Annotated in this window: 23 protein-coding genes and 2 riboswitches; of the genes, 9 read left to right on the forward strand and 14 right to left on the reverse strand. The window is 66.4% G+C overall.

Annotation, left to right across the window (positions count from 1 at the left end; translation table 11 throughout):
• Window positions 1-16: 16 nt before the first annotated feature.
• Window positions 17-1,873 carry an ABC transporter ATP-binding protein/permease gene (locus tag HV793_RS24780; protein WP_054452686.1) on the reverse strand — a complete coding sequence of 619 codons (1,857 nt, stop codon included), beginning with the start codon at window positions 1,871-1,873 and terminating at the stop codon, window positions 17-19.
• Between the two features lie 184 nt (window positions 1,874-2,057).
• Here HV793_RS24780 and HV793_RS24785 point away from each other — a divergent pair, with 184 nt between their 5' ends.
• Window positions 2,058-2,438, forward strand: coding sequence for an RNA-binding S4 domain-containing protein (locus HV793_RS24785; protein WP_175164246.1), 381 nt, complete (start codon window positions 2,058-2,060; stop codon window positions 2,436-2,438).
• A gap of 54 nt (window positions 2,439-2,492) precedes the next feature.
• Here HV793_RS24785 and HV793_RS24790 read toward each other — a convergent pair whose 3' ends face one another.
• Genes HV793_RS24790 through HV793_RS24800 form a run of 3 tightly spaced genes read right to left on the reverse strand, consistent with a single transcriptional unit; the run spans window position 2,493 to window position 6,227 of the window.
• Window positions 2,493-3,926: an aldehyde dehydrogenase family protein gene (locus HV793_RS24790; protein ID WP_175164248.1), complete on the reverse strand. Its 1,434-nt coding sequence runs from the start codon at window positions 3,924-3,926 to the stop codon at window positions 2,493-2,495.
• 4 nt (window positions 3,927-3,930) lie between these two features.
• Window positions 3,931-5,007, reverse strand: a complete 1,077-nt coding sequence (locus HV793_RS24795) for an alcohol dehydrogenase catalytic domain-containing protein (RefSeq protein ID WP_175214088.1) — start codon at window positions 5,005-5,007, stop codon at window positions 3,931-3,933.
• Window positions 5,004-6,227 (reverse strand): ABC transporter substrate-binding protein, encoded by a 1,224-nt coding sequence (locus HV793_RS24800; protein WP_054452695.1) that lies wholly within the window; start codon window positions 6,225-6,227, stop codon window positions 5,004-5,006. The genes HV793_RS24795 and HV793_RS24800 overlap by 4 nt, the downstream gene beginning before the upstream one ends.
• Window positions 6,228-6,406: 179 nt before the next feature.
• On the opposite strand from HV793_RS24800, the gene HV793_RS24805 reads away from it, so the two are divergent.
• Genes HV793_RS24805 through HV793_RS24815 form a run of 3 tightly spaced genes read left to right on the forward strand, consistent with a single transcriptional unit; the run spans window position 6,407 to window position 9,893 of the window.
• Window positions 6,407-9,103 carry a winged helix-turn-helix domain-containing protein gene (locus tag HV793_RS24805; RefSeq protein ID WP_244958696.1) on the forward strand — a complete coding sequence of 899 codons (2,697 nt, stop codon included), beginning with the start codon at window positions 6,407-6,409 and terminating at the stop codon, window positions 9,101-9,103.
• Between the two features lie 57 nt (window positions 9,104-9,160).
• Window positions 9,161-9,520: a translation initiation factor Sui1 gene (locus tag HV793_RS24810; RefSeq protein WP_054453658.1), complete on the forward strand. Its 360-nt coding sequence runs from the start codon at window positions 9,161-9,163 to the stop codon at window positions 9,518-9,520.
• Window positions 9,521-9,539: 19 nt separating this feature from the next.
• Window positions 9,540-9,893, forward strand: a complete 354-nt coding sequence (locus HV793_RS24815) for a DOPA 4,5-dioxygenase family protein (RefSeq protein ID WP_119449945.1) — start codon at window positions 9,540-9,542, stop codon at window positions 9,891-9,893.
• Window positions 9,894-9,897: 4 nt separating this feature from the next.
• Here the strand turns inward: HV793_RS24815 and ppk2 are convergent, their stop codons facing one another.
• Entirely contained in the window at window positions 9,898-11,130 is a 1,233-nt protein-coding gene (gene ppk2 / locus HV793_RS24820; RefSeq protein WP_054452704.1) for a polyphosphate kinase 2, read from the reverse strand.
• A gap of 187 nt (window positions 11,131-11,317) precedes the next feature.
• On the opposite strand from ppk2, the gene HV793_RS24825 reads away from it, so the two are divergent.
• The gene (locus HV793_RS24825; RefSeq protein WP_054452708.1) at window positions 11,318-11,779 is read left to right on the forward strand and encodes a hypothetical protein; all 462 of its coding nucleotides are present in this window, start codon (window positions 11,318-11,320) and stop codon (window positions 11,777-11,779) included.
• On the opposite strand, the gene HV793_RS24830 is transcribed toward HV793_RS24825, so the two are convergent.
• The 7 genes from HV793_RS24830 to HV793_RS24860 form a co-directional block, all read right to left on the reverse strand.
• On the reverse strand, window positions 11,754-12,944 hold the full coding sequence (locus HV793_RS24830) for a trans-sulfuration enzyme family protein (RefSeq protein WP_175214089.1): 1,191 nt from the start codon (window positions 12,942-12,944) through the stop codon (window positions 11,754-11,756). The two genes, HV793_RS24825 and HV793_RS24830, sit on opposite strands and share 26 nt — an antisense overlap.
• 54 nt (window positions 12,945-12,998) lie before the next feature.
• Complete coding sequence (locus HV793_RS24835) at window positions 12,999-13,655, reverse strand: methionine ABC transporter permease (RefSeq protein ID WP_054452712.1); 657 nt, start codon at window positions 13,653-13,655, stop codon at window positions 12,999-13,001.
• Window positions 13,636-14,742, reverse strand: a complete 1,107-nt coding sequence (locus HV793_RS24840) for a methionine ABC transporter ATP-binding protein (protein ID WP_054452714.1) — start codon at window positions 14,740-14,742, stop codon at window positions 13,636-13,638. Before HV793_RS24840 ends, HV793_RS24835 begins: the two co-directional genes overlap by 20 nt.
• 15 nt (window positions 14,743-14,757) lie before the next feature.
• Window positions 14,758-15,573 carry a MetQ/NlpA family ABC transporter substrate-binding protein gene (locus tag HV793_RS24845; RefSeq protein WP_054452716.1) on the reverse strand — a complete coding sequence of 272 codons (816 nt, stop codon included), beginning with the start codon at window positions 15,571-15,573 and terminating at the stop codon, window positions 14,758-14,760.
• A 152-nt stretch (window positions 15,574-15,725) separates the two neighbouring features.
• On the reverse strand, window positions 15,726-16,151 hold the full coding sequence (locus HV793_RS24850) for a CopD family protein (protein WP_054453660.1): 426 nt from the start codon (window positions 16,149-16,151) through the stop codon (window positions 15,726-15,728).
• Window positions 16,152-16,244: 93 nt separating this feature from the next.
• Window positions 16,245-17,075 carry a DUF2242 domain-containing protein gene (locus HV793_RS24855; protein ID WP_175214090.1) on the reverse strand — a complete coding sequence of 277 codons (831 nt, stop codon included), beginning with the start codon at window positions 17,073-17,075 and terminating at the stop codon, window positions 16,245-16,247.
• 137 nt (window positions 17,076-17,212) lie between these two features.
• Window positions 17,213-18,589 (reverse strand): spinster family MFS transporter, encoded by a 1,377-nt coding sequence (locus HV793_RS24860; RefSeq protein WP_082400869.1) that lies wholly within the window; start codon window positions 18,587-18,589, stop codon window positions 17,213-17,215.
• A 122-nt stretch (window positions 18,590-18,711) separates the two neighbouring features.
• Here HV793_RS24860 and HV793_RS24865 point away from each other — a divergent pair, with 122 nt between their 5' ends.
• The 3 genes from HV793_RS24865 (at window position 18,712) to HV793_RS24875 (ending at window position 21,948) form a co-directional block, all read left to right on the forward strand.
• Window positions 18,712-19,722: an AraC family transcriptional regulator gene (locus tag HV793_RS24865; protein WP_225589267.1), complete on the forward strand. Its 1,011-nt coding sequence runs from the start codon at window positions 18,712-18,714 to the stop codon at window positions 19,720-19,722.
• A gap of 116 nt (window positions 19,723-19,838) precedes the next feature.
• Window positions 19,839-20,936 (forward strand): NAD/NADP-dependent octopine/nopaline dehydrogenase family protein, encoded by a 1,098-nt coding sequence (locus HV793_RS24870; RefSeq protein WP_119449951.1) that lies wholly within the window; start codon window positions 19,839-19,841, stop codon window positions 20,934-20,936.
• Window positions 20,937-20,952: 16 nt separating this feature from the next.
• Window positions 20,953-21,948, forward strand: coding sequence for a 3-hydroxybutyryl-CoA dehydrogenase (locus tag HV793_RS24875; RefSeq protein WP_425321814.1), 996 nt, complete (start codon window positions 20,953-20,955; stop codon window positions 21,946-21,948).
• Window positions 21,949-21,953: 5 nt separating this feature from the next.
• On the opposite strand, the gene ampC is transcribed toward HV793_RS24875, so the two are convergent.
• A complete protein-coding gene (gene ampC, locus HV793_RS24880; protein WP_425321815.1) occupies window positions 21,954-23,114 on the reverse strand; it encodes a class C beta-lactamase in 1,161 nt (386 codons plus the stop codon).
• 128 nt (window positions 23,115-23,242) lie between these two features.
• A riboswitch (glycine riboswitch) is annotated at window positions 23,243-23,334 on the forward strand.
• A gap of 1 nt (window position 23,335) precedes the next feature.
• A riboswitch (glycine riboswitch) is annotated at window positions 23,336-23,427 on the forward strand.
• Between the two features lie 44 nt (window positions 23,428-23,471).
• Here ampC and HV793_RS24885 point away from each other — a divergent pair.
• On the forward strand, window positions 23,472-24,701 hold the full coding sequence (locus tag HV793_RS24885) for a D-amino acid dehydrogenase (RefSeq protein WP_119449954.1): 1,230 nt from the start codon (window positions 23,472-23,474) through the stop codon (window positions 24,699-24,701).
• 37 nt (window positions 24,702-24,738) lie between these two features.
• Here the strand turns inward: HV793_RS24885 and HV793_RS24890 are convergent, their stop codons facing one another.
• Window positions 24,739-26,049, reverse strand: a complete 1,311-nt coding sequence (locus tag HV793_RS24890; protein WP_175181816.1) for a metal-dependent hydrolase family protein — start codon at window positions 26,047-26,049, stop codon at window positions 24,739-24,741.
• Window positions 26,050-26,097: the final 48 nt, after the last annotated feature.

Genomic DNA, 26,097 nt, shown 5'->3' on the forward strand with positions numbered 1-26,097 from the left:
CGCGGCGGGCGCCGCGCTAGGCCGCCGCCCGCCGCGGCCCGTCCACCGGGCGCAAGCGCTCTACCGGAGCGCCCGCCCGCGCCATCGGTCCCGCCCGCCAGTTCCCGGCGCCATCCAGGTCCAGCCTGTGCGTATGGAACACGTCCAGCGTGCTGCGATGTCCCACGCTGACCAGCATGCATGAGGGCAGCGCCTCGCGCAGCAGACTGTACAGCGCATGCTCCAACCCTTCGTCGGTAGCGGACGTGGCCTCGTCCAGGAACACGATGGCGGGCCGGTTGTAGAGCACGCGCGCGAACGCCACGCGCTGCTGTTCGCCGATGGAAAGCATGCGCGACCAATCCGCGACTTCATCCAGGCGCCCGGCCAGATGTCCAAGGTTGACCAGCCGCAGCGCGTCGGCCAGGCGCGCATCGTCCTCGGGCTGCGCCAATCCCGGATACGCGACCGCGCCGCGCAAGTCGCCCAGGGGCAGATAGGGCCGCTGCGACAGGAACAAGGCAGAGGCGCCCTGCGGCCGGCGCACCGCACCCTGCGCATAGGGCCACAGGCCCGCCAGCGCGCGCAGCAAGGTGGTCTTGCCGCTGCCCGACGGTCCCTTGATCAGCAGGGCCTGGCCCGGCCGCAAGTTCAGGTTCAGGTCGCGCAACAGCACCGTGCCGTCGGGGCGCGACACTTGGACGGATTCGATATCCAGGCCGTCCGGCAGGCTCTCCGTCCGCACCGAAGGCAACACGCGCGCAGCTTCGTTGGCGTCCAGAAAACCGTTCAACCGGTCCAGCGTCGCGCGGTACTGCGCGAAGGTGTCGTAGGAGGTGCGGAAGAACGACAAGGAATCCTGCACCTGCCCGAAGGCCTGCGAAGTCTGGATCACGTCGCCCAGCTTGATCGCGCCGCTGAAAAAGCGCGGCGCCTGCAGGATGAATGGGAACACCACGGCCACCTGGCTCACCGACAGGTTGAAGCCGTCGAACTTCAGCCCCCGGTACACGCGCGCCCACAAGTTGGCGATGTAGGCCGAGAAACGCGTCCACAAGGTGGCACGCTCCACGTTCTCACCCTGATAGAACGCCACGTTCTCGGCGTTCTCGCGCAGGCGCACCAGCGCGTAGCGGAAGTTCGCCGTCAGGCGCTCGGACAGGAAATTCAGCTTGATCAACGGACGCCCGATCTTGAACGCGAACAGCGTCGCCACGATCACATACAGGTACACCATGAACACCATGGCGCGCGGGATCTCCACGCCCGCCACCGTCAAGGCGCCGGACAGGCCCCACAGGATGGACGTGAACGCCACCAGCGAGACGACCGCGCTCAGCGCGCCGATCGCCAGCGTGCGCGACCCCGTCACGAACATGGCGATGTCCTGTTCGATGCGCTGATCGGGGTTGTCGACCGGAGAGTCGACGAAATGGCCGCGGTAGTAGGCGCCCGCGCCCAGCCAGTCGCGGGTCAGCCTGTCGTTGAGCCACACGCGCCAACGGATGTCGAAAGCCTGCCCGGCATAACTGTCGGCCAGGGTGCGCATCACGTGCACACAGGCCAGCACCGAGAAGATGCCCAAAAAGCGCCAGAATGCGCTCTGATCCAATGCCTGCAACGCGCTGTAAAAGCCGTTGTACCAAAACGAAAACAACACCGTCATGCGCACGGCGAACATCGCCAGGAACAACAGTAGCGCCAGCGTCAACAAGGGCCGCCAGCTGCGCCTGGGATCGAGATACGGACGCGCCAACCGCCAGAACTTGCGTCCCCAGTCCGTGTAGCGCGCAAGCAAGCCCCCGACCAGCACCAGCGCGACGGCCGAAATGCCGAACGCGCGCGCCAACCAGAGCCCGCTTTCCGCCAGTTGCTGCTGCCAGTTCAGGTCCATGAGTCGATTGCCCTCCGATACGCGTTTCTGGTTAGACGAGACGCACGCATCGAGTTCCGGCGCAGGAGCCGTTTTAAGCCTGGCTTAAGCGTTCCGGCGGGGCGATCGAAAGCCGTCTGACAGCAAGACGGGCCACGGCGGCTATCATGAGCGCCTGAGCAGCAATACCGGCAGGTAAGGAACCATGGACAAGATCCGGCTAGACAAGTGGCTATGGGCCGCGCGCTTCTACAAGACGCGCAGCCTGGCCGTGCAGGAAATCGGCAAGGGCCGGGTGTTGGTGAACGATCAGCCCGCCAAGCCCGCGCGCGAAGTCGCGCCAGGCGATCTGGTCACAGTGCGCAAGGAGGACCCGGCGCTGCATGTACGGGTGATGGCCGTCAGCGGCGTGCGCGGCCCCGCCCCCGTCGCGCGCCAGCTCTACGAGGAAACGCCCGAAAGCGTGTCGGCGCGTGAGCGCGCAGCGGAAATGCGCCGCCTGGCGCCCGAGCCCGCGCTGGGCATAGAAGCCGGACGCCCGACCAAGCGCGACCGGCGGCTGATAGACCAGATGCGGGGCAAGTAAGTCCCCGGGCGCCGCCGGAACGCGTACGCATGTCCCGGCCGTCTTCCACGGCGCTCAAGCAGCCTCGTCCCCCAACACCGCCACTGTCTGCACGCTGGTGTACTCCAGCAGCCCTTCCAGCCCATTCTCCACGCCCAACCCGGACTGCTTGCGCCCGCCGAACGGCACGTCCGGCGACATGGCGTGGATATGGTTGATCCATACCGTGCCGGTTTCCAGGCGCCGCGCGATGGACCGCGCCAGCGCCAGGTCCTTGGACCACACCGACCCGCCCAGTCCATAGTCTGTGTCATTGGCGCGTTGGACGACCTCGTCGATGTCCCGGTATTTCAGCAAGGGCAGCACCGGTCCGAACGCCTCTTCCACCACGCTGCGCGCATCGTCCGGCGGATTGTCCAGGATGGCGACCGGCACGAAATAGCCCTTGCCTTGCGGAATGTCGCCACCGGCCAGAAAGCGCACGCCGTTGCGATGCGCATCCGCGATGAGATCCTTGACCCGCTCGTACTGCGGGCGGTTCTGGATCGGCCCCAGCCCTGTCCCCGGCTGCGCGCCATCTCCCATGACCACGCCCCGTGCGTGTTCCACCAACGCCGCGGCGAACTCGTCATAGATGGATTCATGCACATACAGCCGTTTGGTGGCCAGGCAAAACTGCGAGGAATTTCGGAACGCTCCCCAGAACAGCTTGGCAGCCGTCTCGCGCACGTCCACGTCCGGCAGCACGATGGCGGCATCGTTGCCGCCCAGTTCCAGCGTGATGCGTTTGAGCCTGCCGGATGCGCTCTGCATGACGCGCCTGCCCGTCGCGGTCGAGCCGGTAAAGGCGATCTTGTCGATGCCCGGATGCTCGGTCAGCCAGGGCCCCAGCCGGTCTCCGCCGCACACCACGTTCAGCACGCCTGGCGGCAGCAGATCGCGAAACAGTTCGCCCATCTTGAGCGAAGTCAGCGGCGTGAATGGCGACGGCTTCAACACGACGGTGTTGCCCGCCAGCAAGGCCGGGGCGATCTTCCAGATGGCCAGCGTCATCGGAAAATTCCAAGGCGCGATCGCCGCCACCACGCCGATAGGCACATGGCGAGTCTCGAACACGCGGCCGGCGCCGTCGTCCAGCCGCGTGGCGGGCAGATCGCGCGCTGCGGTCGCGCGCAGCCAGGCGACGCAACGGCCGACCTCGGCACGCGCGTCGGCGTGAGGCTTGCCCTGCTCGCGCGTGAGCAGGCGCATGAAGCCTTCGGTGTATTCCTCCAGTCTGTCAGCCATGGCAAGAAGCGCTGCCTGGCGCCGTTCCAAGGGCGTCTCGCTCCATTGCGCAAATGCGCGCGTCGCGGCCGCGACTGCTTCGTTCAACTGCGCCAGCGACGCGTCCGGCACGGTGGCAATGCGTTCCTCCGTGGCGGGATTGAGCACATCGAAGGTTTGCACCGACGTTTCCGCGCGGCCATCCACCGTCATGGTGTAACCGGAATCCAGATTCAGCTGCATGGTTCTATGCCTGTTTCGCGTTGGGTTGTTCGGGACAAAGGACCTGGCGCCCCACCACGCGGCCAGCCGCCAGATCGAGTAGCGCTGCCTGGGCGTCCTGCAGGCAGCGGCAGGAAAGCGGAATGGCGCGCGGCCCGCGTTCCCGCACCAAGGTCATGAGTTCCTGCAATTCGGCCAGCGTGCCGATGTAGGACCCTTCGATGCTGATGGCACGCATGGGCACCAAGGCCGGCGACAGCGGCAATTCCCCGCCGAACAGCCCGATCAAAATCAATTGCCCGCCTTTGGCCAGCAGATCCATGCCCTGCTTCACCGTGCCCGCCGCGCCCACGCAATCGATCACCGCCCAGATCTCGCCAGCGGCGCGTCGAACCTCGTCCAGCGCGTTTGCGGCATGCGCGTCCACGGCAAGGCTGGCGCCGGCGGCCAGCGCGGCGCCCCGGCGCGCGCCATCGGGTTCCAGCACGATCACCTGCGGACACCCCAAGGCGCGCAGCAAGCTCACGCACATGAGGCCCAGGCCGCCTGCGCCGACCACTACGACCGTTTCCGCCTGCAGCACCTCCGGCGCAATCTTGCGGATGGCGCTGTAGGACGTCAGGCCCGAGCATGCGTAGGGCGCGGCCTGCTCTGGTCGCAGGTCGCCGATATCGATCAGGTAGCGGGCGTCCGGCACCAGAATATGGTCGCTATAGCCGCCCGGCCGAAAGATCCCCAGGAAGCGCGGTGCGGCGCACAGGTTTTCGCGACCGCGCCGGCAGACCTTGCAGTCGCCGCAACCGATCCATGGATACACCAGAAAGCGCTGTCCCGCGACAACCCCATTTGCATCTGGCCCGGCGGCGACCACCACGCCCGCTGTCTCATGGCCCAGAGTCAACGGCAGCGTGACGCCGCGCTGCTCCACGCGCAGGCGCTTGTCGCCGCCCAGATCGTAGTAGCCCTCCCACGTATGCACGTCGGTATGGCATACGCCCGCGGCAAGCACCCGCAGCAACACCTGCGCGCCTTGCGGTTCGGGCGCCGGGCGCTCGATGGGAACCAGCGGCTGACCAAAGTCGGTTACGTCATAGCTGATCATCGCATCGCCTGCTTGATCAATGGGCAGCCGCCGCGGTCTTCGGGCCGGAATGCGACGTCGCCCGGGATGACCGCCACCTGTTTGTACAGATCCCACTCGCCGCGGGATTCCTCCGGCTTCTTCACTTCGAACAGATACATGTCGCGCACCACCCGCCCGTCCGCGCGCAGTCGTCCGTTGCGCGTCATGAAATCGTTGATGGGCGTCTCCCGCATCTTGGCCATCACGGCGTCGGCGTCCTTGGTGCCGGCCGCCTTGACCGCGTTCAAATAATGCAGCACCGCGCCGTAGGTACCGGCCTGGGTCATGGTCGGCTTGCGCCCGACCTTGTCCTGGAAGCGTTGCGACCAGGCCCGCGTGGCGTCGTTCTGGTCCCAATAGAACGCCTCGGTCAACAGCAGCCCCTGGCCCAGGGGCAGTCCGATGGACTTCACGTCCGAGAGGAACGCCAGCAGCGCCACCAGCTTCTGCTGGCCGCCCGGCCGGCCGATACCGAAGTCCGCCGCCTGCTTGATCGCGCTGATCACGTCGTTGCCGCCCAGCGCCAGGCCGATGATGCCCGCTTTGGAAGTCTGCGCCTGCAGCAGATAGGAACTGAAGTCCGGCGTATTCAGGGGCGAACGCACAGCCCCCAGCACCTTGCCGCCGTTCTTCTCGATGACCGCGGAGGCGTCGGCCTGCAACGCGTAGCCGAACGAGTAATCCGCGGTCATGAAATACCATTCCTTGCCGCCCTGAGCGGACACCGCCGCGCCCGTGCCGTTGGCCAGCGCGTAGGTATCGTAGGTCCAATGGACGGTGTAGGGCGAACACGCCTTGGCGGTCAATTCCGAGGTCGACGCGCTCGTCACCATGACGATCTTTTTCTTTTCGCGGCCGAGTTCGCTGATGGCCAGCGCCAGCGCCGACGTGGGCAAGTCGGTGACCATGTCCACGCCATCCTGGTCGAACCAGCGCCGCGTCGCCGCGCTGGCGACGTCGACCTTGTTCTGGCCATCGGTGTACACCAGCTCGACCGGCTGGCCCAACACGCTGCCGCCGAAATCCTGCACCGCCATGCGCGCGGCCTCTACCAGTCCCTTGCCGCCGATGTCGGAATACGCCGAGCTCATGTCCGCCATTACGCCGATCTTCACTGGGCCGCCGGCTGGCTGCGCTTGTGCGCCTGCCGCAACGATAGCGGCGCCCGCCAACGCGTACACCGTTTTCACGATTGCCATCGATATGTCTCCGTTATGAGTAAACGCCATTTGCGCAGCAACTGGCCTATTGCCCCGGCCCGAGTCCTTTTGTATCGTAGGCACGCATTTTTCAGCTTCGTCCAAAGCGACGATTTTCGTGTTGCTTGCGGGTTTCCCCCGAGCCGGCGCGCAGTCGTTCCTCACCCAACAGGCAGATCATGCGCCCTCTGTTTTCGCCCGGACATGCGCTGGCCAGCGGCAAGCTCGGCATCCCCGCTGCCCACGCCGACCACATCCCGCGTGAATCGCTGTGCGCGCTGGTCTGTGCGCCCGGCAGTCCCAAGATCGTCCTCGCGCGCGGCCCCGCCGGCTATGGCAAGACCACGCTGCTAGCCCAGTGCCTGGCCCGCTTGAGCGCGCAATCCGTGCGCGGTGCGTGGCTGACGCTGGACCGCGGCGATAACGATCTGCCGCGCTTTCTGCGATGCCTGACCGCCGCGCTGGAACCCTTGGCCGCACCGCCCGGGGCGCTGGCGAACATGGAGGCCGACGACGCGCTGGCGCTCGCCCTCATCGAAGCCATCGCTACGCAAACCGCCCCCTTTGCGCTGGTGCTGGACGAGTTCGAGTCCATCGTCGCGCCAGGCGTGCTGGACTTCGTGCAGAACCTGATCAACCGCCTGCCGCCACAGGGCCGGCTGCTGATCGGGTCGCGTCACGCCACCGGCCTGGAACTGGGACGCTTGCGGGCCGACGGCCGGCTGCTGGAAATCGACGCCGCCCAGCTTTGCTTTTCGCTGGACGAGACCACCCTGTTCTTCGCCCGGCGCAACCCTGCGATCACGCGCGCCGAAATCGGCCAGCTTCATCACAAGACCGAAGGCTGGATCGCCGCGCTCTGGCTGGCCTGCGCCTCGCTGGCGCGACAGGACTCCGCCTCGGCGTTCATCGAACGCTTTTCGGGCAGCGACCAGTCCGTCTCCGACTATCTGGCCCAGGATGTGCTCGCCGGACAGACGCCCGAGTTGCGGCGCTTTCTGTTGCGCACCAGCATCCTGAAGCAACTGAACGCGGCGCTATGCCAGGCTTTGCTGCCGGACCTGGACTGCGGCAGCATCCTGCGCGAACTGGAAGACGGGCAGATCCTGCTGTCGCGCTCCTCCGCGGATGCGGCTCAATACCGTTACCACGGCCTGTTCGCGAGCTATCTGCAATCCAGACTGCGGCAGCAGGATCCAGCGGACATTCCCGCGCTGCATCTGGCGGCCTCCCGCTGGTACGCCGAGCAGGGCCGTCCTGTTCCTGCCATCGATCATGCCATCGAAGGCGGCGACTTCGATCAGGCCCTCGCCTTGCTGGCGACACACGCGGAAGCGCTGCTGGCCGAGGGGCGCATGCGGCTGCTCTCCCGCTGGTTCACGCAATTGCCCGCGGCCGTCCTGGCCCGCCGCCCGTCGCTGCAGGCGGTGCAGGTGTGGGCAACCTGTTTTACGCGGGGCGCCAGCGAGGCATCGCTGCAGATGGACGAGCTTAGGCTGGCTTGCAGCCCCGATCCCGACGTCCGCGCGCACGTGCAGGCCCTGCGGCCCTTGCTGCTCTCCATGACCGATCGCCACGAAGAGGCCTACGCGCTCGGCATGCCCGGCATCGCCGCCGCGGCAAACGCATCCACCTTCGCCGCGACTGCCTTGGCCAATGCCATGGCCAACGTCGCAGCCGTGCTTGGCCGCTACCAGGAAGCGCAACAACTGCTGGATGCCGCCCGCCGCGCGCAGAGCCTGGCCGCCAGCGCCTTCAATCAGATGTACTCCGAAGCGGTGGAGGGCATCATCGACCTGCAGGAGGGCCGCATGCGTCAGGCTGGCGCGCATTTCCGCATGGCGGTCCACTCCACCCGCAAAGGCGCGTACGGCCAGGCCAACGGCAACGCCTGGGCCGGCGTGCTGTACGCGGCCGGGGTCTACGAAGCCGGCGATCTGGAGCAGGCTGCCCGGCTGTTGCGCGTCTACGTGCCGCTGGGGCGGGACACGGGACACCCGGACCATCTGATACTCGGTTATGTGATGCTGGCGCGCATCGCCTTTCTGTCGGGCGACATCGTGCAGACCTTTTATCTGCTGGGCGAACTGGAGTACCTCGGCCATCAACGCCGCCTGCCCCGGATTGCAGGCAGCGCCCGCGTGGAGCGCGCGCGCGTGCTGCTGCTGCAAGGACACCCGCAGGCCGCGCACGACGAGCTCAGGCGCGCGGAAGACGACGATCTGTGGGCTCGCATCGAAACGCTGCGCCTGCCTTCCAACGACTTGCTGTACCCGCGGCTGGGGATGCTGCGCGTGCAGTCCTACACGGGCAGGCCCGGGGATGCGTTGCGCCAGCTGGATGCGGACATTGCGCGCGCCGTATCGGCCCGCCGCGTCCGGCGCGCCTACAAGTTGGGGATATTCCGCGCCGTCGCCCTGGCGCGCGCGGGCGATGAAGCGCAAGCCCACCAGCAGCTGACAACCTTGCTGGACACGGCGCAGCGCGAGGGACTATGCCGCGTGCTGGCTGACGAAGGCAGCGCCTTCCTCTCGCTATTGCCGCGCTTTTTCTCCTCGCCAGTCGGCTGCGCATGGTTGAATGGCTGCGCGTCAGCCCAGGCCTGGTTCAACCGTTTCCAACGCCATGCCTGGATGCCCGTGGACGCCAGCCCGGCCGCGCCAGCCGCCGAGCGCGCGCCGGCCGACGCCTTGACGGCCAAGGAACTGAACGTGCTGCGCCTGGTCGCGGACGGCCATTCCAACAACGCCATCGCCCAGCGCCTGTTCGTATCCGAAAGCACCGTGCGCACCCATCTGCGCAACCTGAACGTAAAACTGTGCGCCGACAGCCGCACCCGCGCCGTGGCCCTGGCGCGCGAAGCCGGTCTGCTGTAAGGCCGGGACTGGCTGGCCTGCCGGCGATTAAGATAGGGACTTTTGCGCGTGTCCATCATGAAAAGCAGTTCTACAGGCGGCCTGGTCTATTCCACCGACGGCGGCCGCATGTGCCCCGAATGCCGCAAGCCGCTGGCGCAGTGCCTGTGCAAACAGGCACAGACGATTCCCGCCGGCGATGGCGTGGCCCGCGTGTCGCGCGAAACCAAGGGGCGCGGCGGCAAGAGCGTCACCGTGATCAAGGGCCTGGCGCTGGACGGCGCGGCGCTGAATGCGCTGGGCAAACAGCTGCGCAACGCCTGCGGCTCCGGCGGAACGGTAAAGGACGGCGTGATCGAAATCCAGGGCGACCACTGCGAGCGCGTCATGGAATCCCTGCAAAAACAAGGCATCCGCGCCAAGCGCGCGGGCGGCTGACACCGACGGAGCACCAGCAATGACCGAACCCCAAACCAGCGCCGTCGCCAGTTGGCACGCCCATGTCTATTTCGACGCCGCCAGCCGCGACGCCGCCCACGCCCTGCGCGAACGGATCGCCGCGCGCTTTGCCGGCCAGATGGAACTGGGGCGCTTCCATGAGCGCCCCGTCGGCCCGCATCCCCAGTGGAGCTACCAGATTGCCTTCACGCCCGAGCGCTTCGCGGAGATCGCCACCTGGCTGACGCTGCACCACGGGGCGCTGGATGTCTTCATGCATCCCAACACAGGCGACTCCCTGCGCGACCACCGCGACTGCGCGGTGTGGATCGGACGCAGCTACACGCTGAACCTGCAGGCGCTGGGCGCCTGAGCAGCTACAGCGCGCGGCCCACGATCAGCGAATCCAGCGCCATCATGGGATCGCTGCTCTTGCCTTCGTACGGCAGGCGGCTGAGCACGTAGCGCATCGCGTTGATCCGCGCGCGCTTCTTGCAGTCGGACTTGACCACCACCCAGGGCGCATCGGCCGTGTCGGTGTGCGCGAACATCGCCTCCTTGGCCCGGGTGTAGTCGTCCCATTTGTCCAGCGAGGCCAGGTCCACCGGGCTGAGCTTCCACTGCTTGAGCGGATGCACCTTGCGCTGCAGGAAACGGCGGCGCTGCTCTTCCTGGCTGACCGAGAACCAGAACTTGATCAGGTGAATGCCGCTGCTGACCAGATGGCGCTCGAAGTCCGGCACCTGGCGCAGAAAGTCCAGGTATTCGTTCTGGGTGCAGAAGCCCATCACGCGCTCCACGCCGGCGCGGTTGTACCAGGAGCGGTCGAACATGACGATCTCGCCCGCGGTGGGCAGATGCTGCACGTAACGCTGGAAGTACCACTGGCCCTTTTCCGTATCGGAGGGCTTCTCCAATGCGACCACCCGCGCGCCGCGCGGGTTCAGGTGTTCCATCATGCGCTTGATGGTGCCGCCCTTGCCGGCGGCGTCGCGGCCTTCGAACAGGATCACGACGCGCTGGCCGGTGGCCTTGACCCAGGCCTGCAGCTTCAGCAGTTCGACCTGCAGGTTGTACTTCTGCTTTTCGTAGTTACGGCGCAGCATGCGGTGGCGATAGGGATAGATGCCTTCGCGCCAGTCCGCGGCCAGCTCATCGTCGGGATTGCGGCGCGTGCGCGGCGCTGCCGAATTGGCTTCCAGCAGCGCGCGATGCACGGCCTGCGCGTCGTCCGGCGACAGTTCCTCAATGACCGAGCGCAGCGCCTCGCGCGCCTGGGCCGGTGCGCTGACGTTGTAGCGACGGGCGATATCGGCCAGCACGGCCACCGTCTCCTGACGCGCGGCGTCCTGGCGCGCGACGACGCGCTTGCGCACATCGAGAGCCGGCTCGGCGGCGGCCGCGGCCGACACGGCGTCGCCCGCCGCGGGCGTCTTGGCCGCGCGCGGCTTGCGGCTGGTGGTCACTGGCGTGACGACGGTCTTGACTACCGTCTTGACGGCCGGCTTGGTGACCGCCCTGGTGTCAGCGCCTGCGGTCCGCTTGGCCGCGCGCTTGCGCGGCGTCTCGGCTACGGCTTGTTCGGTGGCTGGCGTTGTCTTGTCTGTCATCGATCCTGTCCTCGCTACGCTGATCGTCCTGTCCGCGCCTGTCAGGCTTGCGCCTGGGGCCGCTGTCGGGAAAAGCGCAAACGCTACTCCGAGCCCTGCCCTGCGGATTTGACTTCGATCAAACGTTGTAACATTTTTGCAGAGCGCACGGCCGCTACACTGGTCTCCCGTCACCCGCCCCTGCGCCATGTGGTCATTCATCAAACGGCTATTAGCCGGCCCGACGCCGCCCGAAGATCCCCTGCGCGAAACCCTGAGCTTCGATGAAGCCGGCTTCACGCGCAGCAGCGAACTGGCGCGCGCGCTGGGCCAGCGGGAATTCTGGCCCTGGAGCGAGATCCATGAATTCGGCTTCCGCTATACGCAGGCCGTCTTTCCCGACCCCTGGTCGGGCGACTACATGGAAGGCCTGTGGTTCCTGCGCGTGCCCAGCGACGGCGGCGGGCTGATGGCCATGGAGTTCGACGAGGCCACGCTGGACGCCGAACGGCTGCCTCCCGCCCTGCAACGGAACATGCCCGGGCTGGACATGGGCGCGCTGCGCGCGGGGCTGGCCGCCGCCGCGCGCGGGCCACGCAACTTCGAGGACAGTGGGGAATGGGTGGCGTGGCGGCGCGCAGCCGCTACACCCGGTCCAGGCCCTGCTTGAGATCGGCCAGGATGTCCTCGGGCGTCTCCAGGCCCACCGACAGCCGCAGCAAGCCCTCCGACAGCCCGTAGCGTTCGCGATCCTCGGCCGAGTAGCTGGCATGCGTCATGGACGCGGGATGCTGGATCAGGGTTTCGGGATCGCCCAGGCTGACCGCGATGCGCGCGAGCTTCAGGCTGTTGAGCAGCGCGCGCCCCGCCGCCAGTCCGCCCTTGAGTTCGAACGCGACCAGGCCGCCGCCGGCCGATTGCTGGCGACGCGCGATCTCCGCGCCCGCCGTATCCGCCAAGCCGGGATAGAACACGTCGGCCACCGCGGAATGCTCGCGCAACAGCCTGGCCACCTTCAAGGCGGATTCGCTGTGGCGCGCCACGCGCAGCTCGAGCGTCTTGATGCCGCGCAGCACCAGGAAGGCGGTGAACGGCGACAAGGTGGCGCCCGTGAAGTAGCGCAGCCCTTGCAGCCGGATTGCGTCGATGTGTTCCTTGCGCCCCAGCACGGCGCCGGCCAGCAGGTCGCCGTGGCCGCCCAGGTACTTGGTGGCCGAATGCAGCACAATGTCGGCGCCATGCTCCAGCGGACGCTGCAGCACCGGCGTCGCGAAGGTGTTGTCGACGATGGTCAGCAGCCCCTTGCCGCGGGCAATGGCGGACACCGCCGCGATATCCACCAGGCGCAGGTTGGGATTGGCCGGCGTCTCGAAATAGACCGCGCGTGTCTTGGGACCGATGGCCGCGGCTACGGTCTCGGGGCGGGTGAAGTCGGCGAATACCGCGCGCACGCCAAAGCGCGCCAGTCCCTGCGTGAACAGGGTGAAGGCGGTGCCGTACACAATCTGGTCCACGACGATTTCATCGCCGCTTTGCAATAGCGAGAACAGGGTCGCCGAAATCGCCGCCATGCCGGACGCGGTCACCACGCCGGCTTCGGCGCCTTCCAGCGAAGCCAGGCGCTCTTCCAGCAGCGCCTGCGTCGGATTGCGGGTGCGGCCGTAGACGTAACCCTGCTTTTCGCCCAGGCGGATCTGGTCGAAGGACTCGATGCCGTCCTGGGTGTATGTGGAAGTCAGGTAGAGGGGCGGAGACAAGGCGCCCTGCTCGTCCAGCGGGTCATAGCCCAGGTGGATCGCGCGCGTGGCAAAACCGTGTTGCGGGGACAAAGACATTTCAGCGTTCCTGTATGTTCGGGTAAGGCCGGGGCGCACAGCCCCGGCGCGGAATCAGCGTTTGTGGTCGGCGCGGCGCGACAGCCATTCACCGGTGAATTGCACGATGGAGACCAGCGCGATCAGGATCACGATCACCTCGAACATCACGCGCGTCTCGTAGCGTTCGTAGCCATAGCGGATCGCCAGATCGCCCAGGCCGCCGGCGCCTACGGCGCCTGCCATGGCCGAGGCGTTGATCATTGCGATGACGCTGACGGTCATGCCGCCGATGATGCCCGGCAAGGCTTCCGGCAATAGCACGTGGCGCACGATGTGCCAGCGACGGCACCCCATGGCCCTGGCGGCCTCCACCAACCCGTGGTCCACGTCGTTCAGGCTGACCTGGGCGATGCGCGCGAAGAACGGCACCAGATTGGCCGACAGCGGCACGATGGCGGCCCACGTGCCCAGCGTGGTACCCACCAGGAAGCGCGTGAACGGCAGCATCGCCACCAGCAGGATGATGAAGGGGATGGCGCGGAAGGTATTGACCGTCACCGACAGGACCTTGTTGAAGCGCGGCCTGGGATAGAGATTGCCCGGCGCGGTGACGGTCAGCACCACAGCCAGCGTCAGGCCCAAAACGATGGCGATGACGGCAGAGACGCTCACCATCGCCAGGGTCTGCAGGAATGCCTGCAGGTATTTATCAAGCATCGGCAGCGACATAACCCAGCACCTTGATCTGATCGGCCACCAGCGCGGCGCGCGCGGCCTCTTCCTGTAATGCGTCCGCAGGCACGGACACCAGCAGGCTGCCCTGCGCATGGCCGCGCAAACGGTCCAGTCCGCCATGCAGCAACGTCGCACCGGCGCCGAGCGCGGCCAACGCCTGCAGGGACACGCCATCCGGACGCCCCTGCCCCGTAAAGCGCAGCCGCAGCACCGCTATGCCCGCGCGGCCCTGCAGGTCGGGCACCAGCCTGCCGGCAAGATCGGCGGGCAAGTCGTGCTGCAAGGGCCGCAGCAAGGCCCGCGTGGCATCGGCCTGGGGATTGCCGAACACGCGCCAGACCTCGCCTTCCTCGACCTTGCGGCCACCGTCCAGCACCAGCACCCTGTGGCAGACCTCGCGGATCACCGCCATGTCGTGCGTGATCAGCACCACCGTCAGGCCCAGCTTGCGGTTGATGTCCAGCAACAAGGCCAGGATCGACTGCGTGGTTTCCGGGTCCAGCGCCGACGTGGCTTCGTCGCACAGCAGGATCTCCGGTTCATGCACCAGCGCGCGGGCGATGCCCACCCGCTGCTTCTGGCCGCCGGACAGCTTGGCCGGATAGACATCGGCCTTGTCGCGCAGCCCCACCAGTTCCAGCAGTTCCTCCACCCGAGCCCGCGCCGCGGCGGGCCTGACGCCCGCCACGCGCAAAGGCAAGGCCACGTTCTCGGCCACGGTCTTGGCCGACAGCAGGTTGAAGTGCTGGAAGATCATGCCGATGCGACGGCGCAGCCCCACCAGCGCGTTCTCGTCCAGGCCGCCCACATCCACGCCGTCCACCCGCACCCGGCCGGCGCTGGGCCGCTCCAGCATGTTGATGGAACGCAGCAGCGTGGACTTGCCTGCGCCGCTGCGTCCGATGATGCCGAAGACCTCGCCGCGGGCAATGGAAAACGACACATCGGACAGCGCGGCCACCGGCCCCTGCGCGCCCTCGTAGCGCTTCTGCAGCCCTTCGAACACGACGTGCGCATCAACGGCCTGCGGTCGCGGTGCGGCGTCGGCCAGCTCGGCCATGGAGAATTCGTGTTGCATCATTGCCCGATTCCGATCTCAGAAAACCGGAATCACCGAGCCTTCGTACTTGCTCAGGATGAACTGGCGCACTTCCTCGGAGTGATAGGCCTTGACCAGTTCAGGCACCCAGGGCGCGTTCTTGTCCTGTTCGCGAACCGCGATGATGTTCACGTAGGGGTTGTTTTCCTTCTTTTCCACCGCGATGCCGTCGCGCGTGGCGATCAGCCCGGCCTGATAGGCGAAGCTGTTGACGATGGCCGCGGTGTCCACGTCCGGCAGCGAGCGCGCCAGCACCACGGAGGCGCTTTCCACGAAATTGAGCTTCTTGGGGTTGGAGGTCACGTCCGCCAAGGTCGCCGTGCCGGTGGCCGGATCGAAACCGTCCTTCAACGTGATCAGGCCCTGGTCGCGCAGGATGACCAGCGCGCGCGTCTGGTTGCTGGGGTCGTTGGGAATGCCGACGCGGGCGCCTTCGGGCAGCTCATTGAGTGACTTGTACTTCCTGGAGTAGAACGCGATGGGCGAGATCAGCGTGTTGGCCACGGATACGAGCTTGTAGCCGCGCTGCTTGATCTGGTCGTTCAGGAAGGGGATGTGCTGGAAGGCGTTGGCGTTCAGGTCGCCGTTGTTGAGCGCCTCGTTCGGACTGGCGGTGCCTGTGATCACCACGGGCTCCACGGCCAGGCCGTTCTTCTTGGCGACCTGGGCCACCACCTCCCAGATCTGCTCGTCGACGCCACCGCGCACGCCCACCTTCAGGGGTTTGGGATCGGCCGAGAATGCCGGGCCATGGAACATTGCCGCCGAAGCCAGCACCGCGCCCAGCAGGCGCTTGAAGAAACGGGAAGTCATGTTGGAATCGCCTCTCAGGCTATGCGGTTATGAGAGAAACGATTCTAGGGAGGGGGACGGACCCCGCGAACGAATAGTTCGTTGAGTCCTTATTACAGGGGCGTTTGGTTATGGCGGCTGGGCATATGGTCCCGGCACATGCGCCGCGCAGATCAGAAGGGTTTGACGACCACCAGCGTCACGATGGCCGCGGAAGCGATGACGGTGAAAGGCGCGTACAGATCCACCAGCGGCGGACGCTTGGCGCTGCCATTGGCCATGCGCCGCAATGCCGCGCTCTGGATGCCGAGCAGCGCCGACAGCGCCAGCGCGAAGCCAACCTTGACCCAGATCCAGGTCATCGCGAACCAGCCGAAAGTCATGGCCAGGTGCAGGCCGACCAGCCAGGTCAGCACCATGGCCGGCGTGGTCACGTAGAGAGTCCAACGGCGCAACGCGCCCAGCATCTTGCGTTCTTTGGGCGCTTCTTCGCTGTCCTGCGGCTGCGAGGACAGCAGGAACAAGGACACGAACAGCGATCCGCCCAGCCAGGCGACCACGGCCGCCACGTGAAGCATTTTCAGGAGTTGATAGGTCATGATGCCCGCGATTATCGCCGGATGCGGACCGCGCCGCGAGTCGGCGCGGCGCATCCGTTTGCGCTACGGCAAGCGGTGCCCCGCAAGGCTGCCTTACTTGGCCGCCTCGGGGCTGGCCGGGGCGGCCGCGCCGGATGCAGGGGCCGACGCCGGAGCGGGAGCGGTCGAAGCGGGCGCGGCGGATGTCGGCGCGGCGCTTGCCGGCGCGGCGCTTGCCGGAGCGGCGGACGCGGGCCCACCAGGCGCCGGCGCTTTTGGAGATTCGCTACCGCCGTTGGCCGCGGCCGGATTCAGGGTATCGGCTGGCTTGTCCGGAGATTCCGCGGGCTCGGCCGGCGCGGCCTTGGGCTGCGCCTTGGCACGGCTCGCTGGCGGATGAGGCGCGGCGGCCGCCTGCGCGTCCGGCAGGAAACGCTGCAGCAACTGGAAGAAACCTTCGTAGAACTTGGGTCGCGCAACCGTCTGGCTGCCCGTCTTCACCAGCGAATCGTCGCTGGAGCCGAACGGCATGGACACCTGCCCCAGCACGCTCACCCCCACGCTGGCCGAGCTGTTGGTTCGCTTGATCGAATAGCGGTCCTGCACCGCGTTGGCGAACACCGTGGCGCGCTCGTTCGCGCTGCCGTCGGAGGCGCATTCGATGTTGAAGGCGATCTGCGTATGCTGGCCGTTCTCGTCCTGGAAATTCTTGTGCCCCGTGACCCGCGAACCCTCGAACTTGTCGATGTTGTAGCCCTGGCTCAGCAAGGCGCGGCGGCCCGCGTCGCAGGCGGCGACGTTACTTGCTTCGACGGTGCGCGAGTAGGTGTTGTTCTGGGTGAAGTCTTCTTTTTCGAACTCTGGCTTGGGGGATGAGCATCCCGCCAGGACGCCCACCAGGGCAACGGACAGGGTCAGCGACGAACAGCGGGAAAAACGGGGCATGAATTGGAGGAACAGTAATGCGTCAAGCGTCCGTTATAGCGCATCCCCGGCACCATTTCTTTTACGAGGAATGTGCAGTTCAACGGAGAGGTAACAGAGTTCAAAAAAGGGCCGCATCGCGACCCGGGCAGCCACGTTCAGGGCGACACGCGCGCCGGCGCAAGCGGCGGCGCCTCCTGCGCCTCCAGGTTCAGGCTACGCCGGTAGTGCTTGCAGCCAGCGGCGAGCAGGCCGATGCACAACACCGCGGCCACGCCAATCAGGACCGAGATGGATTGCCCGACTGCCGCCGGGTTCTTGAACAACCGATCAGTCAGCATGGCCACGGCGGTGGTGCCCAGGCCCAGCCCGATCAGGTTCGAGATCAGCAGGAATAGCGCCGACACCTGGGCGCGCAGCTGATTGGGGGGCAGGATCTGCATCGCAGCCGTCGAGGTCGGCATGGGGAACGAGGCGAAGAACATGGCCGGCAGCAGCAAGCCCACCGACCACCACAGGGAATCGACCTGGGTGAAGATCACCGCCGGCAAGGCCATGCCGGCCGCGCCGATCACGCCGGCGCGCAGCGGCGCATCGCTGTAGCCGCGCTTGGCCAGCCAGTCCATCAGCCAGCCGCCGCAGAACACCCCGGCGGTGTTGGCGACCAGCACGACCACGCCCAGCATGTAGCCGGCTTCCGAAGGCGACATGCCGAACTTGCGCATGTAGAACGCCGGCGTCCAGCCCAGCAGCGCGAACAGCACCATCGCATAGAACGAGAAGCCCAGGTAGTGGCAGAAAAAGGTGCTGCGGTGGCGGCCCAGGAAGCGGAAAGTATCTTTCATGGCGGGCTTCTGCACCTGCCCCGAGGCATTGCGCCGCAAGCCCAGCCGCTGCGGATCTCGCACCGTCAGCAGGATCAGCAGCGCGATCAGCAGGCCTGGCAATCCCACAATGAAGAAGGTCACCTGCCAGGGCCGCATCGCGCCTATCCAGGGCAAGGCAACGGTATCCACACTCTTGAGCAGGTTGATGACGTAGCCGCCGATCAGGAATGCCATGCCGCCGCCGATGAACGAGCCGATCGAATATATCCCGACTGCGCGCCCCAGTTTTTCACGCGGAAACATGTCGCTGAGCATGGAGTACGTGGCAGGCGACAGCGCCGCCTCGCCCACGCCCACGCCGATCCGCGCAAGAAACATCTGCGCGAAATTGCGCGACAGGCCACAGGCCGCCGTGGCCAGGCTCCAGAATGCGACGCCGATCGCGATGATCTTGGGCCGCGAATAGCGATCCGCCAGCAAGGCGATCGGTATGCCCATGAAGGCGTAGAACAAGGAAAACGCCAGCCCGTGCAGCAAGCTGAATTGCGTGTCGGACAGCTGCAGGTCGTGCTTGATGGGCTCGATCATCAGCGCCAGGATCTGCCTGTCGACGAAGGAAAATATGTACGCTAGCATGCATATCACCACGACATACCACTCGTAGGCGTAGCTAGGTTTTGATCCGTGCCGCGGGCTGCCGTCAGTCATGGTTTGTTTCCCTTGTATGGTGGTGAGATCTGCCCATGCCCAAGGACCGGGTCGCGTCTCACTTGCTTGCAGGCCCATCTTTTGTAGGTCTTTGCGCAGCCAGCCTCTATACGCCTGACGCAATGACTGTTCCCGCTGCGCAGGAAAGCATGTTCAACGACACCAATCCGCTGGACCGCCATTGCTTGCTGGACTCGGGCAACATCGCCGAGATCAAGGACCAGGTCAGCCAGCACCTCTGGTCGCACCGCATGTGCGTCCCCCCGGGAAAACCCCTGCAATCCCGCCTGTACGGCGTCTTCTTCGGCAATGCGGCCTTGTTCGATCTGCACTATGGCGCGGAAGTCGAGATCGACGCCGGCGATATCGCCAGCTACTACCTGATCCGAATCACGCTGCAAGGCTCCGGGCTGATCACGCTGGGCAAGCGCAGCGCGTCGATGAGCGCGGGCAGCCTGACCATTTCCTCGCCGTCCGAGCGCAGCGTGATCCGCATCGGCCGCGACTGCCGCAACCTGATCCTGCGCATCGAGCGCGAGGCGCTGGAGCGCCAGCTGCAGCGGCTGCTTGAACGCCCTATCAAGCAGGCGCTGGTGTTCGACCTGCAAATGGATGCCGACGCTCCCGGACCGGTGGCGGTGCGCGAAACGCTGGACTATCTGTGCCGGCTGTACCGCCATCCCGCCATTGAAGGCGTCACACAAACGCTGGCCGCCGGCTTTTCGGACTACCTGCTGACGCTGCTGCTGACCCAGCTGCCGCACAACTACTCCGAGGCCTTGCAGGCAGACCGCCGCCAGCCGTTGCCGCTGCACGTGCGGCGCGCGCGCGATTACATAGAAAGCCATCTGGACCAGCCGCTATCGCTGATGGACCTGGCGGCCTACTGCGGCGTCTCCGTGCGCACGCTGCAAAACGGCTTTTCGCAGTTCCTGAAGCAGAGTCCCAGCGACTACGTGCGCAACCAGCGGCTGGCCCAGGTGCACGCGGCGCTTGCGCAAGCCGGCGAAGGCGATAGCGTCACCGACATCCTGCTGCGGCACGGCATTTCCAGCTTCGGGCATTTCGCCACCCACTACCGCAAGCGCTACGGCTGCCTGCCGTCGGACACCCTGCGCCAAAGCAGGCATTAGGCGTCGCACGGCAGCGCCGGATTCGCTTGCCGGATCGGAACGCCGCTTGCGCGTTCGGCGCAGCCCCGCCTGCACGCCGCCGCTAGGATCAAGGCTCCATCTGACGGAGCTTGACCATGAGAATCAGCGTCATAGGCGGCGGCCACGGCTGCTACGCGGCAGCGGCCGAGCTGTTTGAGAAAGGCCATCACGTGCATTGGTGGCGCAGGGACTGGTCGGCCTTCCAGGGCTTGCGGGATGCGGGCGCGCTGACGGTCACCGACTATCGCGGCAGCCGCCAGGTTCCGCTGGGCGACGGACCGCGGCAGTTGCAGCTGGTGCGCGACCTGGCCACAGCCGTGGAGCATGCGGAGCTGCTGGTCATTCCCCTGCCTTCCACCACCCACGAAGCGCTGGCGCGGGAATTGGCGCCGCTGCTGCGCGACGGCCAGGTCGTGTTCCTGCCGCCTGGCACCTTCGGCTGCTACGTCTTCGCCCGCGCCATGAAAGACGCGGGAAACGTCGCGGATACGGCCTTCGCCGAAACCGGCACCCTGCCCTATCTGGCCCGCAAGCATGGCGAAAAGGTCGTGATCAGCGGCTACGCCACCCGTCTGCCCACCGGCGTCTTTCCGCGGCGGCTGTCGAAGCAGGCGCTGGCCGTGGTCCAGCGCGCCTACCCCAGCATCGAACCGATAGAGGACGGACTTTCGGGCGCACTGATGAACGCCGGCCCCATCATCCATCCGCCGCTCATCATGATGAATGCAGGGCCGCTGGAACACTTCGACAAATGGGACATCCACAACGAAGGCACCCAGGCCTCCATACGGCGCGTGACCGACGCGCTGGACGCGGAGCGCATCGCCATCCGTGTGGCCCTGGGCTATGCCGCGCCCCACTTCCCGTTGGCCGACCACTATGCCGCCGAAGGCGATGAATGGATGTACGGCCGCGGCGCCCATGGCAAGCTCACCGACAGCGGCGACTGGCGCGAGGACATAGACCTGCACACGCACCGCTACATGCTCGAAGACACGCGGCTCGGCCTGTCATTCCTGGTGTCCGCCGGCCGCTGGGCGGGCGTGCCGACGCCGGTCGCGCAAGGCCTGCTGAGCCTGGCCAGCGCGGTCACCGGCCGCGACCTCTACGCGGAAGGACGCACATTCGAACGCCTGGGCCTGGACCGCCTGTCGCACGCGGACATGCGCCAGCTTCTGGCCGAAGGCTGCTGACACGGAGATGCAAGCCATGAATGAAAAAATGTGCGTAGTCGGCGCCGGCCGCATGGGCGTGGGCATCACGCTGTCATACATCCATGCGGGACTGGACGTCACGCTGATAGACATCAAATCGCGCACGTCCGCCGAGCAGGCCGGGTACTTCGCCCGTGTGCGGGACGACCTGCGCCGCGAGCTCGGCATCCTGTGCAGCCTGGGCTTGCTCGACGCCGCGCAGGCGGAGGTTGCGCTGGCGCGCGTGCGCCTATGCACGCGCGAGGATGCGGAGGCAGACCTGCGGCAGGCGCGCGTGGTGTTCGAAGCCGTGCCTGAACGCCTGGACGCCAAGCGCGATGCCTTTGTATGGCTGGGAGCGGCCTGCGCGCCGGACAGCATCATCGCGTCCACCACGTCCACCTTTCTGATCACCGAGCTGGCGGAACTGGTGCAAAACCCGCAGCGCTTCCTGAACGCGCACTGGCTCAACCCCGCCTACCTGATACCGCTGGTGGAAGTGAGCCGCGGCCCGCAGACCAGCGAGGCCGCGACGCAAGGGCTGCTGGCAGCGCTGCGCCTGGCGGGCAAGAAGCCCGTGCAGTGCGCCCCCGCCGCGGGCTACATCGTGCCCCGCATCCAGGCCCTGGCCATGAACGAAGCGGCCCGCATGGTGGAGGAAGGCGTGGCCAGCGCCGAAGACATCGACACGGCCGTGCGCCTGGGCTTCGGCCTGCGTTTTTCGGTTCTGGGGCTGCTGGAGTTCATCGACTGGGGCGGCGGCGACATTCTCTACTACGCCTCGCGCTACCTCGCCGGTGCCATCGATCCGCGCTTCTCCTCGCCTGCGGTCATCGCCCGCAATATGGAACAAGGGCGCAACGGGCTGCGCGACGGCCAGGGCTTCTATGACTACGCCGGCATGGACGTGAATGCCTACAAGATGGAGCGGCTGGCGCAATTGTGCAAGCGCCTGGAAGTGATGGACCTGCTGCCCCGCTACGACGCGGCGAGGCAGCCGCCCGCGCGATAGCGGGCCTATTGCTCCAGCTCGCCCAGGATCCGGTACGCCAGCCGGACCCTGGCCTCGTTGGGATAATTCCGGTTGGCCAGTATCACGATGCCCAGCTTCTTCGACGGCACGAACGCCACATAACCGCCGAAGCCATTGGTCGAACCCGTCTTGTTGATCCACACGGTCTCCTGCGGCGGCAGCGGCGGGTTCAACGCCGCCACGGGCTGGCTCTGGCTGTTGTAGTTGCCGGCATTGGCCGTCAACAGCGCGTCCAGCGTTGCCGGATAGCGCAATTGCTCCCAGACCAGATCCTGGGTCATGTCGCCCAGCTGGAAATAGCCGACGTGCGTCTGCGCGATTGCGCCGCGCAGCTCGGCATCGGCGAGGTTCAAACCCATGTTCGCGTCGACGAAGCGGATCAGGTCGCGTGCGCTGGTCTTCACGCCGTAGGCCTCGTCGGCCAGCACGCCCGGATTCACGCGCACGGGGGCATCCTGCTTGTTGTAGCCCTGCGCGTAGTCCGCCATCCTGGCGGCGGGCACGTCGATGTAGGTGCTGGTCAGGCCCAGCTTCGGAAACAGGTCCCGCTCCATGGCCGCCTTGAACGGCCGGTTCAGGCTCTTGGCCGCCACCATGCCCAGCATGCCGATACTGGGGTTGGCGTAGGTGCGATACGTGCCAGCGGCATGCTCGGGCTTCCAGGCCTTGAGATAGGCCATCAGCTGCGCCTGGTTCTTGATCGCGTCGGGCACCTGCAAGGGGAAGCCGCCGGTCGTGTGCGTCCCCAGGTTGATCAGGCTCAGCTTGGCGAAGTCGCTGCCGGCGAGCTCCGGCAGGTACTTGGCCGGACTGTCGCTCAAGGCCAGGCGGCCGCGCACCTGTGCATAGGCTGCCAGGGTTGCCGTGTAGGTCTTGCTGATGGAGCCGATCTCGTACAGCGTATCGCTGCCGGCAGGCCTGCCGGTCTGCCTGGACGCCACGCCATAGTTGTAGAAATGCTGTGTCCCGTTGCGGGTCACGGCGATCGACATGCCCGCAATGCCGTGTTCGCGCATGACGGCCTGGACCGCCTCGTCGACCTTGCGGTCCGTCTCTGCCTGGCCGGCCTGCGCCAGCGCGCAGCCTGCGGCCATCAGCGCAAACAATCCCGTGCGCAGCATGCTGTTCAAGCGCATTCTCGTCATTCCCTGTCGTGTCGGATCCGTGGCGCCGCGACGGCGGCGCGCATGCATCGTAGCGCGATGCGACGCCTTATTGGTACTAACCCTTGGTCTCATCCCAGGGGAATTTGGCTATTCTCGCCTCGTCGATCCAAAACCCCGCAGAAGAGACCTGCCCCCGCGGCAGGCGCCGACGGAGCAACCGCCCCGGAAACTCTCAGGCAAACAGGACTGCGCGGTCTAGACAATCTGGAGAGAGGCGCCAAGCGCGCCCACCGAAGGGGAACCCGCCGCCGTCTGCGCCGCGGGTGAAGCTCTCAGGTACAGAGACAGATGGGGTGCTGCGGCCGGGTGGCCGCGGCCACTCAATCTGGAGCCATCATGCCCCGCATCGCCATCATTGGCGCCGGTATCACCGGCGTCACGTCCGCCTATGCCTTGAGCAAACTGGGATATCACGTCACTGTCTATGACCGCCAGCGCTATCCGGCCATGGAGACCTCCTACGCCAACGGCGGCCAGTTGTCGGCCAGCAACGCCGAGGTCTGGAACAGCACCGCCACCATCATGAAAGGCCTGCGCTGGCTCGGCCGCCACAACGCGCCGCTGCTACTCAATCCCCGCTTCAGCTGGCACAAGTACTCCTGGCTGGCGCAGTTCATCGGACAGATCCGCAACTACCGCCGCAACACGATCGAGACCACCCGGCTGGCCATCGCCGCGCGCCAGCATCTGTACGCCATGGCGGAAGAAGAAGGCATAGATTTCGACCTGGAGCGCCGCGGCATCCTGCACATCTACCACGACGCCGCCAGCTTCGAGACCGCGCGCCGCGCCAATGCCCTGCTGCAGGAAGGCGGGCTGGAGCGCTACGCGGTGTCGCCCGAGGAAGCGCGCAGCATCGAGCCCACGCTGCAAACCGCCTGCCATGGCGGCTTCTACACGCCTTCGGACGCCACCGGCGACATCCACAAGTTCACCAGCGGCCTGGCTCGCGCCTGCGAACGCCGCGGCGTGCGCTTCGCGCAGGACGCGGACATCCGCAACATCAGCCTGGACGGCGCGCCCTACGTGCTCGACGTCGTACGCGAAGGCGGCACGCGCCGCGAACAGCACGAGGCCGACGCCATCGTCGTCTGCGCCGGCGCCGTCAGCCGGCAGTTCGCCAGGCAGCTGGGCGACACGCTCAACATCTACCCGGTCAAGGGCTACTCCATCAGCGTGCATCTGGACGACGCCGCCAGCCAGGCGGCCGCGCCGCGCGTCAGCCTGCTGGACGAAGCCGCCAAGATCGTCACCAGCCGCCTAGGCGACCGCTTCCGCGTGGCCGGCACGGCGGAGTTCAATGGCTTCAACATGGACATCCGCGCGGAGCGCGTGCAGCCCCTGGTGGACTGGACCCGCAAGCACTTCCCCGGCATCCGAACTTCGCGCGTGGTGCCGTGGTGCGGGCTGCGGCCCATGACTCCGAGCATGATGCCCCGCGTGGGCCCGGGCAGGCGGCCCGGCGTGTTTTACAACACGGGGCATGGGCACCTGGGCTGGACCTTGTCGGCGGCGACGGCGCAGATGCTGGCAGCTAGCGTGAGGGAGGGGGTGGGAGAGGCTTGAGCGGGTGAACGCGGCGCCTGGAAAGGCGCCGCCAGACTCACAACACCAGCGCAGCTTCCCTGCCCGCCTCGGCACGCAGCGGCTCCGCATCCAACCCCTGCCGGGAAATGTCCTTACACACCTCCCCATCCTTCATCACCAGCAAGATCCGCTCCGGATCCACCAGCAACGACAGATCCTTCAGCGGATCCCCATCGACCATGACCACGTCCGCCAGATAGCCAGGACGCAGCATGCCCAATTCGTGCGGACGTTGCATGATCTCGCCGCCCAGCCGGGTGGCGGACACGAGCGCTTCGGTCGGGGTCATGCCGATGTAGTCCACGAAGTACTGGAGGTCGCGGGCGTTGGTGCCGTGGGGCATCCAGGCAAAACCGTAGTCGCCGCCGGGCAGGATGCGGATGCCGCGCTTGTGCATCTTGCGCAGCGACTCCGAGGCGATTTCCAGCTCGCGCTTGTAGCCCATCTGTTCGGCGATGGCGGGCGTGATGCCGTATTCGGAAGCGTTGAAGGCGGTGCGGATCAGCCAGCCTATGCCGGGCGCAACGAAATGGCGGTCCTTGTTGGCTTCCAGCATGTCGAGCGCCTCTTCGTCGGCGAAGCTGGCGTGGTAGATCATCTCGATGCCATGGCGCACGCATTGCTTGACTGACTCGCTGGAGCGCGCATGCGCCGCGACCCGCTTGCCATAGCGCTTGGCCTCGTTCGCCAGCATGGCGATTTCGTCTTCGGCGAAGGGCGACATCTCGGCCGGCAGGCCGGCGATGTACTCGCCCGACAGGTTGATCTTCAGGTGGTCGACGCCGTACTTGATGAAGGTGCGCGCCGAGCGCCGGATCTCTTCGGGGCCACAGCACACGCTGCCGAAGCTCAGTTCGTCGAACGGCATGTGCGGCAGCGAGTTGTCGCCCAGCGCGCCTATGGTTGTGATCTCCTGGCTGCCGGCCAGGTAGCGCGGCCCCGGGCATTCGCCGGCATTGATGGCATTGCGCAGCACCACGTCCAGGCGCGGTTTGGCCGCGGCCGCGCCGATGGCCGAGGTCCAGCCCATTTCCAGATAGCGTTTGGCCACGCGCACGCACCAGAGTATGTGCTCTTCCGGCGGCATGAACTGGATCGCGGCCAGCGTGGGCTGGTCGTTCCAGGAAAAATGCGTATGCGCTTCCGTCATGCCCGGCATCAGGAAGCGGCCGCGCCCATCGATGATGCGCGCACCCTCCCGGCTCACCTGCTCGGGCGTGCGCGCGACCTGCGAAATGCGCGCGCCGTCGATCAGCACCTCGCCTTGAAAAGGCTGCTTGCCGCTGCCATCGAAGATGACGACGTTGGTAATGGCAATTCTGGACATGACAGGTCTCCTCCGGCCCGCGTTTGGGGCCGATTTCTTATGTTGAAA

This window comes from Achromobacter aegrifaciens, assembly GCF_902859965.1.
GTDB lineage: Bacteria > Pseudomonadota > Gammaproteobacteria > Burkholderiales > Burkholderiaceae_B > Achromobacter > Achromobacter aegrifaciens.

Excerpts from the sequence above, each read along its gene's own strand:
- HV793_RS24780 (WP_054452686.1), bottom strand. The coding sequence starts at position 1,873 with ATGGACCTGAACTGGCAGCAGCAACTGGCGGAAAGCGGGCTCTGGTTG.
- HV793_RS24875 (WP_425321814.1), top strand. The coding sequence starts at position 20,953 with ATGAATGAAAAAATGTGCGTAGTCGGCGCCGGCCGCATGGGCGTGGGC.
- HV793_RS24805 (WP_244958696.1), top strand. The coding sequence starts at position 6,407 with ATGCGCCCTCTGTTTTCGCCCGGACATGCGCTGGCCAGCGGCAAGCTC.
- HV793_RS24815 (WP_119449945.1), top strand. The coding sequence starts at position 9,540 with ATGACCGAACCCCAAACCAGCGCCGTCGCCAGTTGGCACGCCCATGTC.
- HV793_RS24835 (WP_054452712.1), bottom strand. The coding sequence starts at position 13,655 with ATGTCGCTGCCGATGCTTGATAAATACCTGCAGGCATTCCTGCAGACC.
- HV793_RS24860 (WP_082400869.1), bottom strand. The coding sequence starts at position 18,589 with ATGACTGACGGCAGCCCGCGGCACGGATCAAAACCTAGCTACGCCTAC.
- HV793_RS24800 (WP_054452695.1), bottom strand. The coding sequence starts at position 6,227 with ATGGCAATCGTGAAAACGGTGTACGCGTTGGCGGGCGCCGCTATCGTT.
- HV793_RS24870 (WP_119449951.1), top strand. The coding sequence starts at position 19,839 with ATGAGAATCAGCGTCATAGGCGGCGGCCACGGCTGCTACGCGGCAGCG.
- HV793_RS24840 (WP_054452714.1), bottom strand. The coding sequence starts at position 14,742 with ATGATGCAACACGAATTCTCCATGGCCGAGCTGGCCGACGCCGCACCG.
- ampC (WP_425321815.1), bottom strand. The coding sequence starts at position 23,114 with ATGACGAGAATGCGCTTGAACAGCATGCTGCGCACGGGATTGTTTGCG.
- HV793_RS24885 (WP_119449954.1), top strand. The coding sequence starts at position 23,472 with ATGCCCCGCATCGCCATCATTGGCGCCGGTATCACCGGCGTCACGTCC.
- HV793_RS24890 (WP_175181816.1), bottom strand. The coding sequence starts at position 26,049 with ATGTCCAGAATTGCCATTACCAACGTCGTCATCTTCGATGGCAGCGGC.
- HV793_RS24785 (WP_175164246.1), top strand. The coding sequence starts at position 2,058 with ATGGACAAGATCCGGCTAGACAAGTGGCTATGGGCCGCGCGCTTCTAC.
- HV793_RS24845 (WP_054452716.1), bottom strand. The coding sequence starts at position 15,573 with ATGACTTCCCGTTTCTTCAAGCGCCTGCTGGGCGCGGTGCTGGCTTCG.
- HV793_RS24830 (WP_175214089.1), bottom strand. The coding sequence starts at position 12,944 with ATGTCTTTGTCCCCGCAACACGGTTTTGCCACGCGCGCGATCCACCTG.
- HV793_RS24825 (WP_054452708.1), top strand. The coding sequence starts at position 11,318 with ATGTGGTCATTCATCAAACGGCTATTAGCCGGCCCGACGCCGCCCGAA.
- HV793_RS24865 (WP_225589267.1), top strand. The coding sequence starts at position 18,712 with ATGACTGTTCCCGCTGCGCAGGAAAGCATGTTCAACGACACCAATCCG.
- HV793_RS24790 (WP_175164248.1), bottom strand. The coding sequence starts at position 3,926 with ATGCAGCTGAATCTGGATTCCGGTTACACCATGACGGTGGATGGCCGC.
- HV793_RS24795 (WP_175214088.1), bottom strand. The coding sequence starts at position 5,007 with ATGATCAGCTATGACGTAACCGACTTTGGTCAGCCGCTGGTTCCCATC.
- HV793_RS24855 (WP_175214090.1), bottom strand. The coding sequence starts at position 17,075 with ATGCCCCGTTTTTCCCGCTGTTCGTCGCTGACCCTGTCCGTTGCCCTG.
- HV793_RS24850 (WP_054453660.1), bottom strand. The coding sequence starts at position 16,151 with ATGACCTATCAACTCCTGAAAATGCTTCACGTGGCGGCCGTGGTCGCC.
- ppk2 (WP_054452704.1), bottom strand. The coding sequence starts at position 11,130 with ATGACAGACAAGACAACGCCAGCCACCGAACAAGCCGTAGCCGAGACG.
- HV793_RS24810 (WP_054453658.1), top strand. The coding sequence starts at position 9,161 with ATGAAAAGCAGTTCTACAGGCGGCCTGGTCTATTCCACCGACGGCGGC.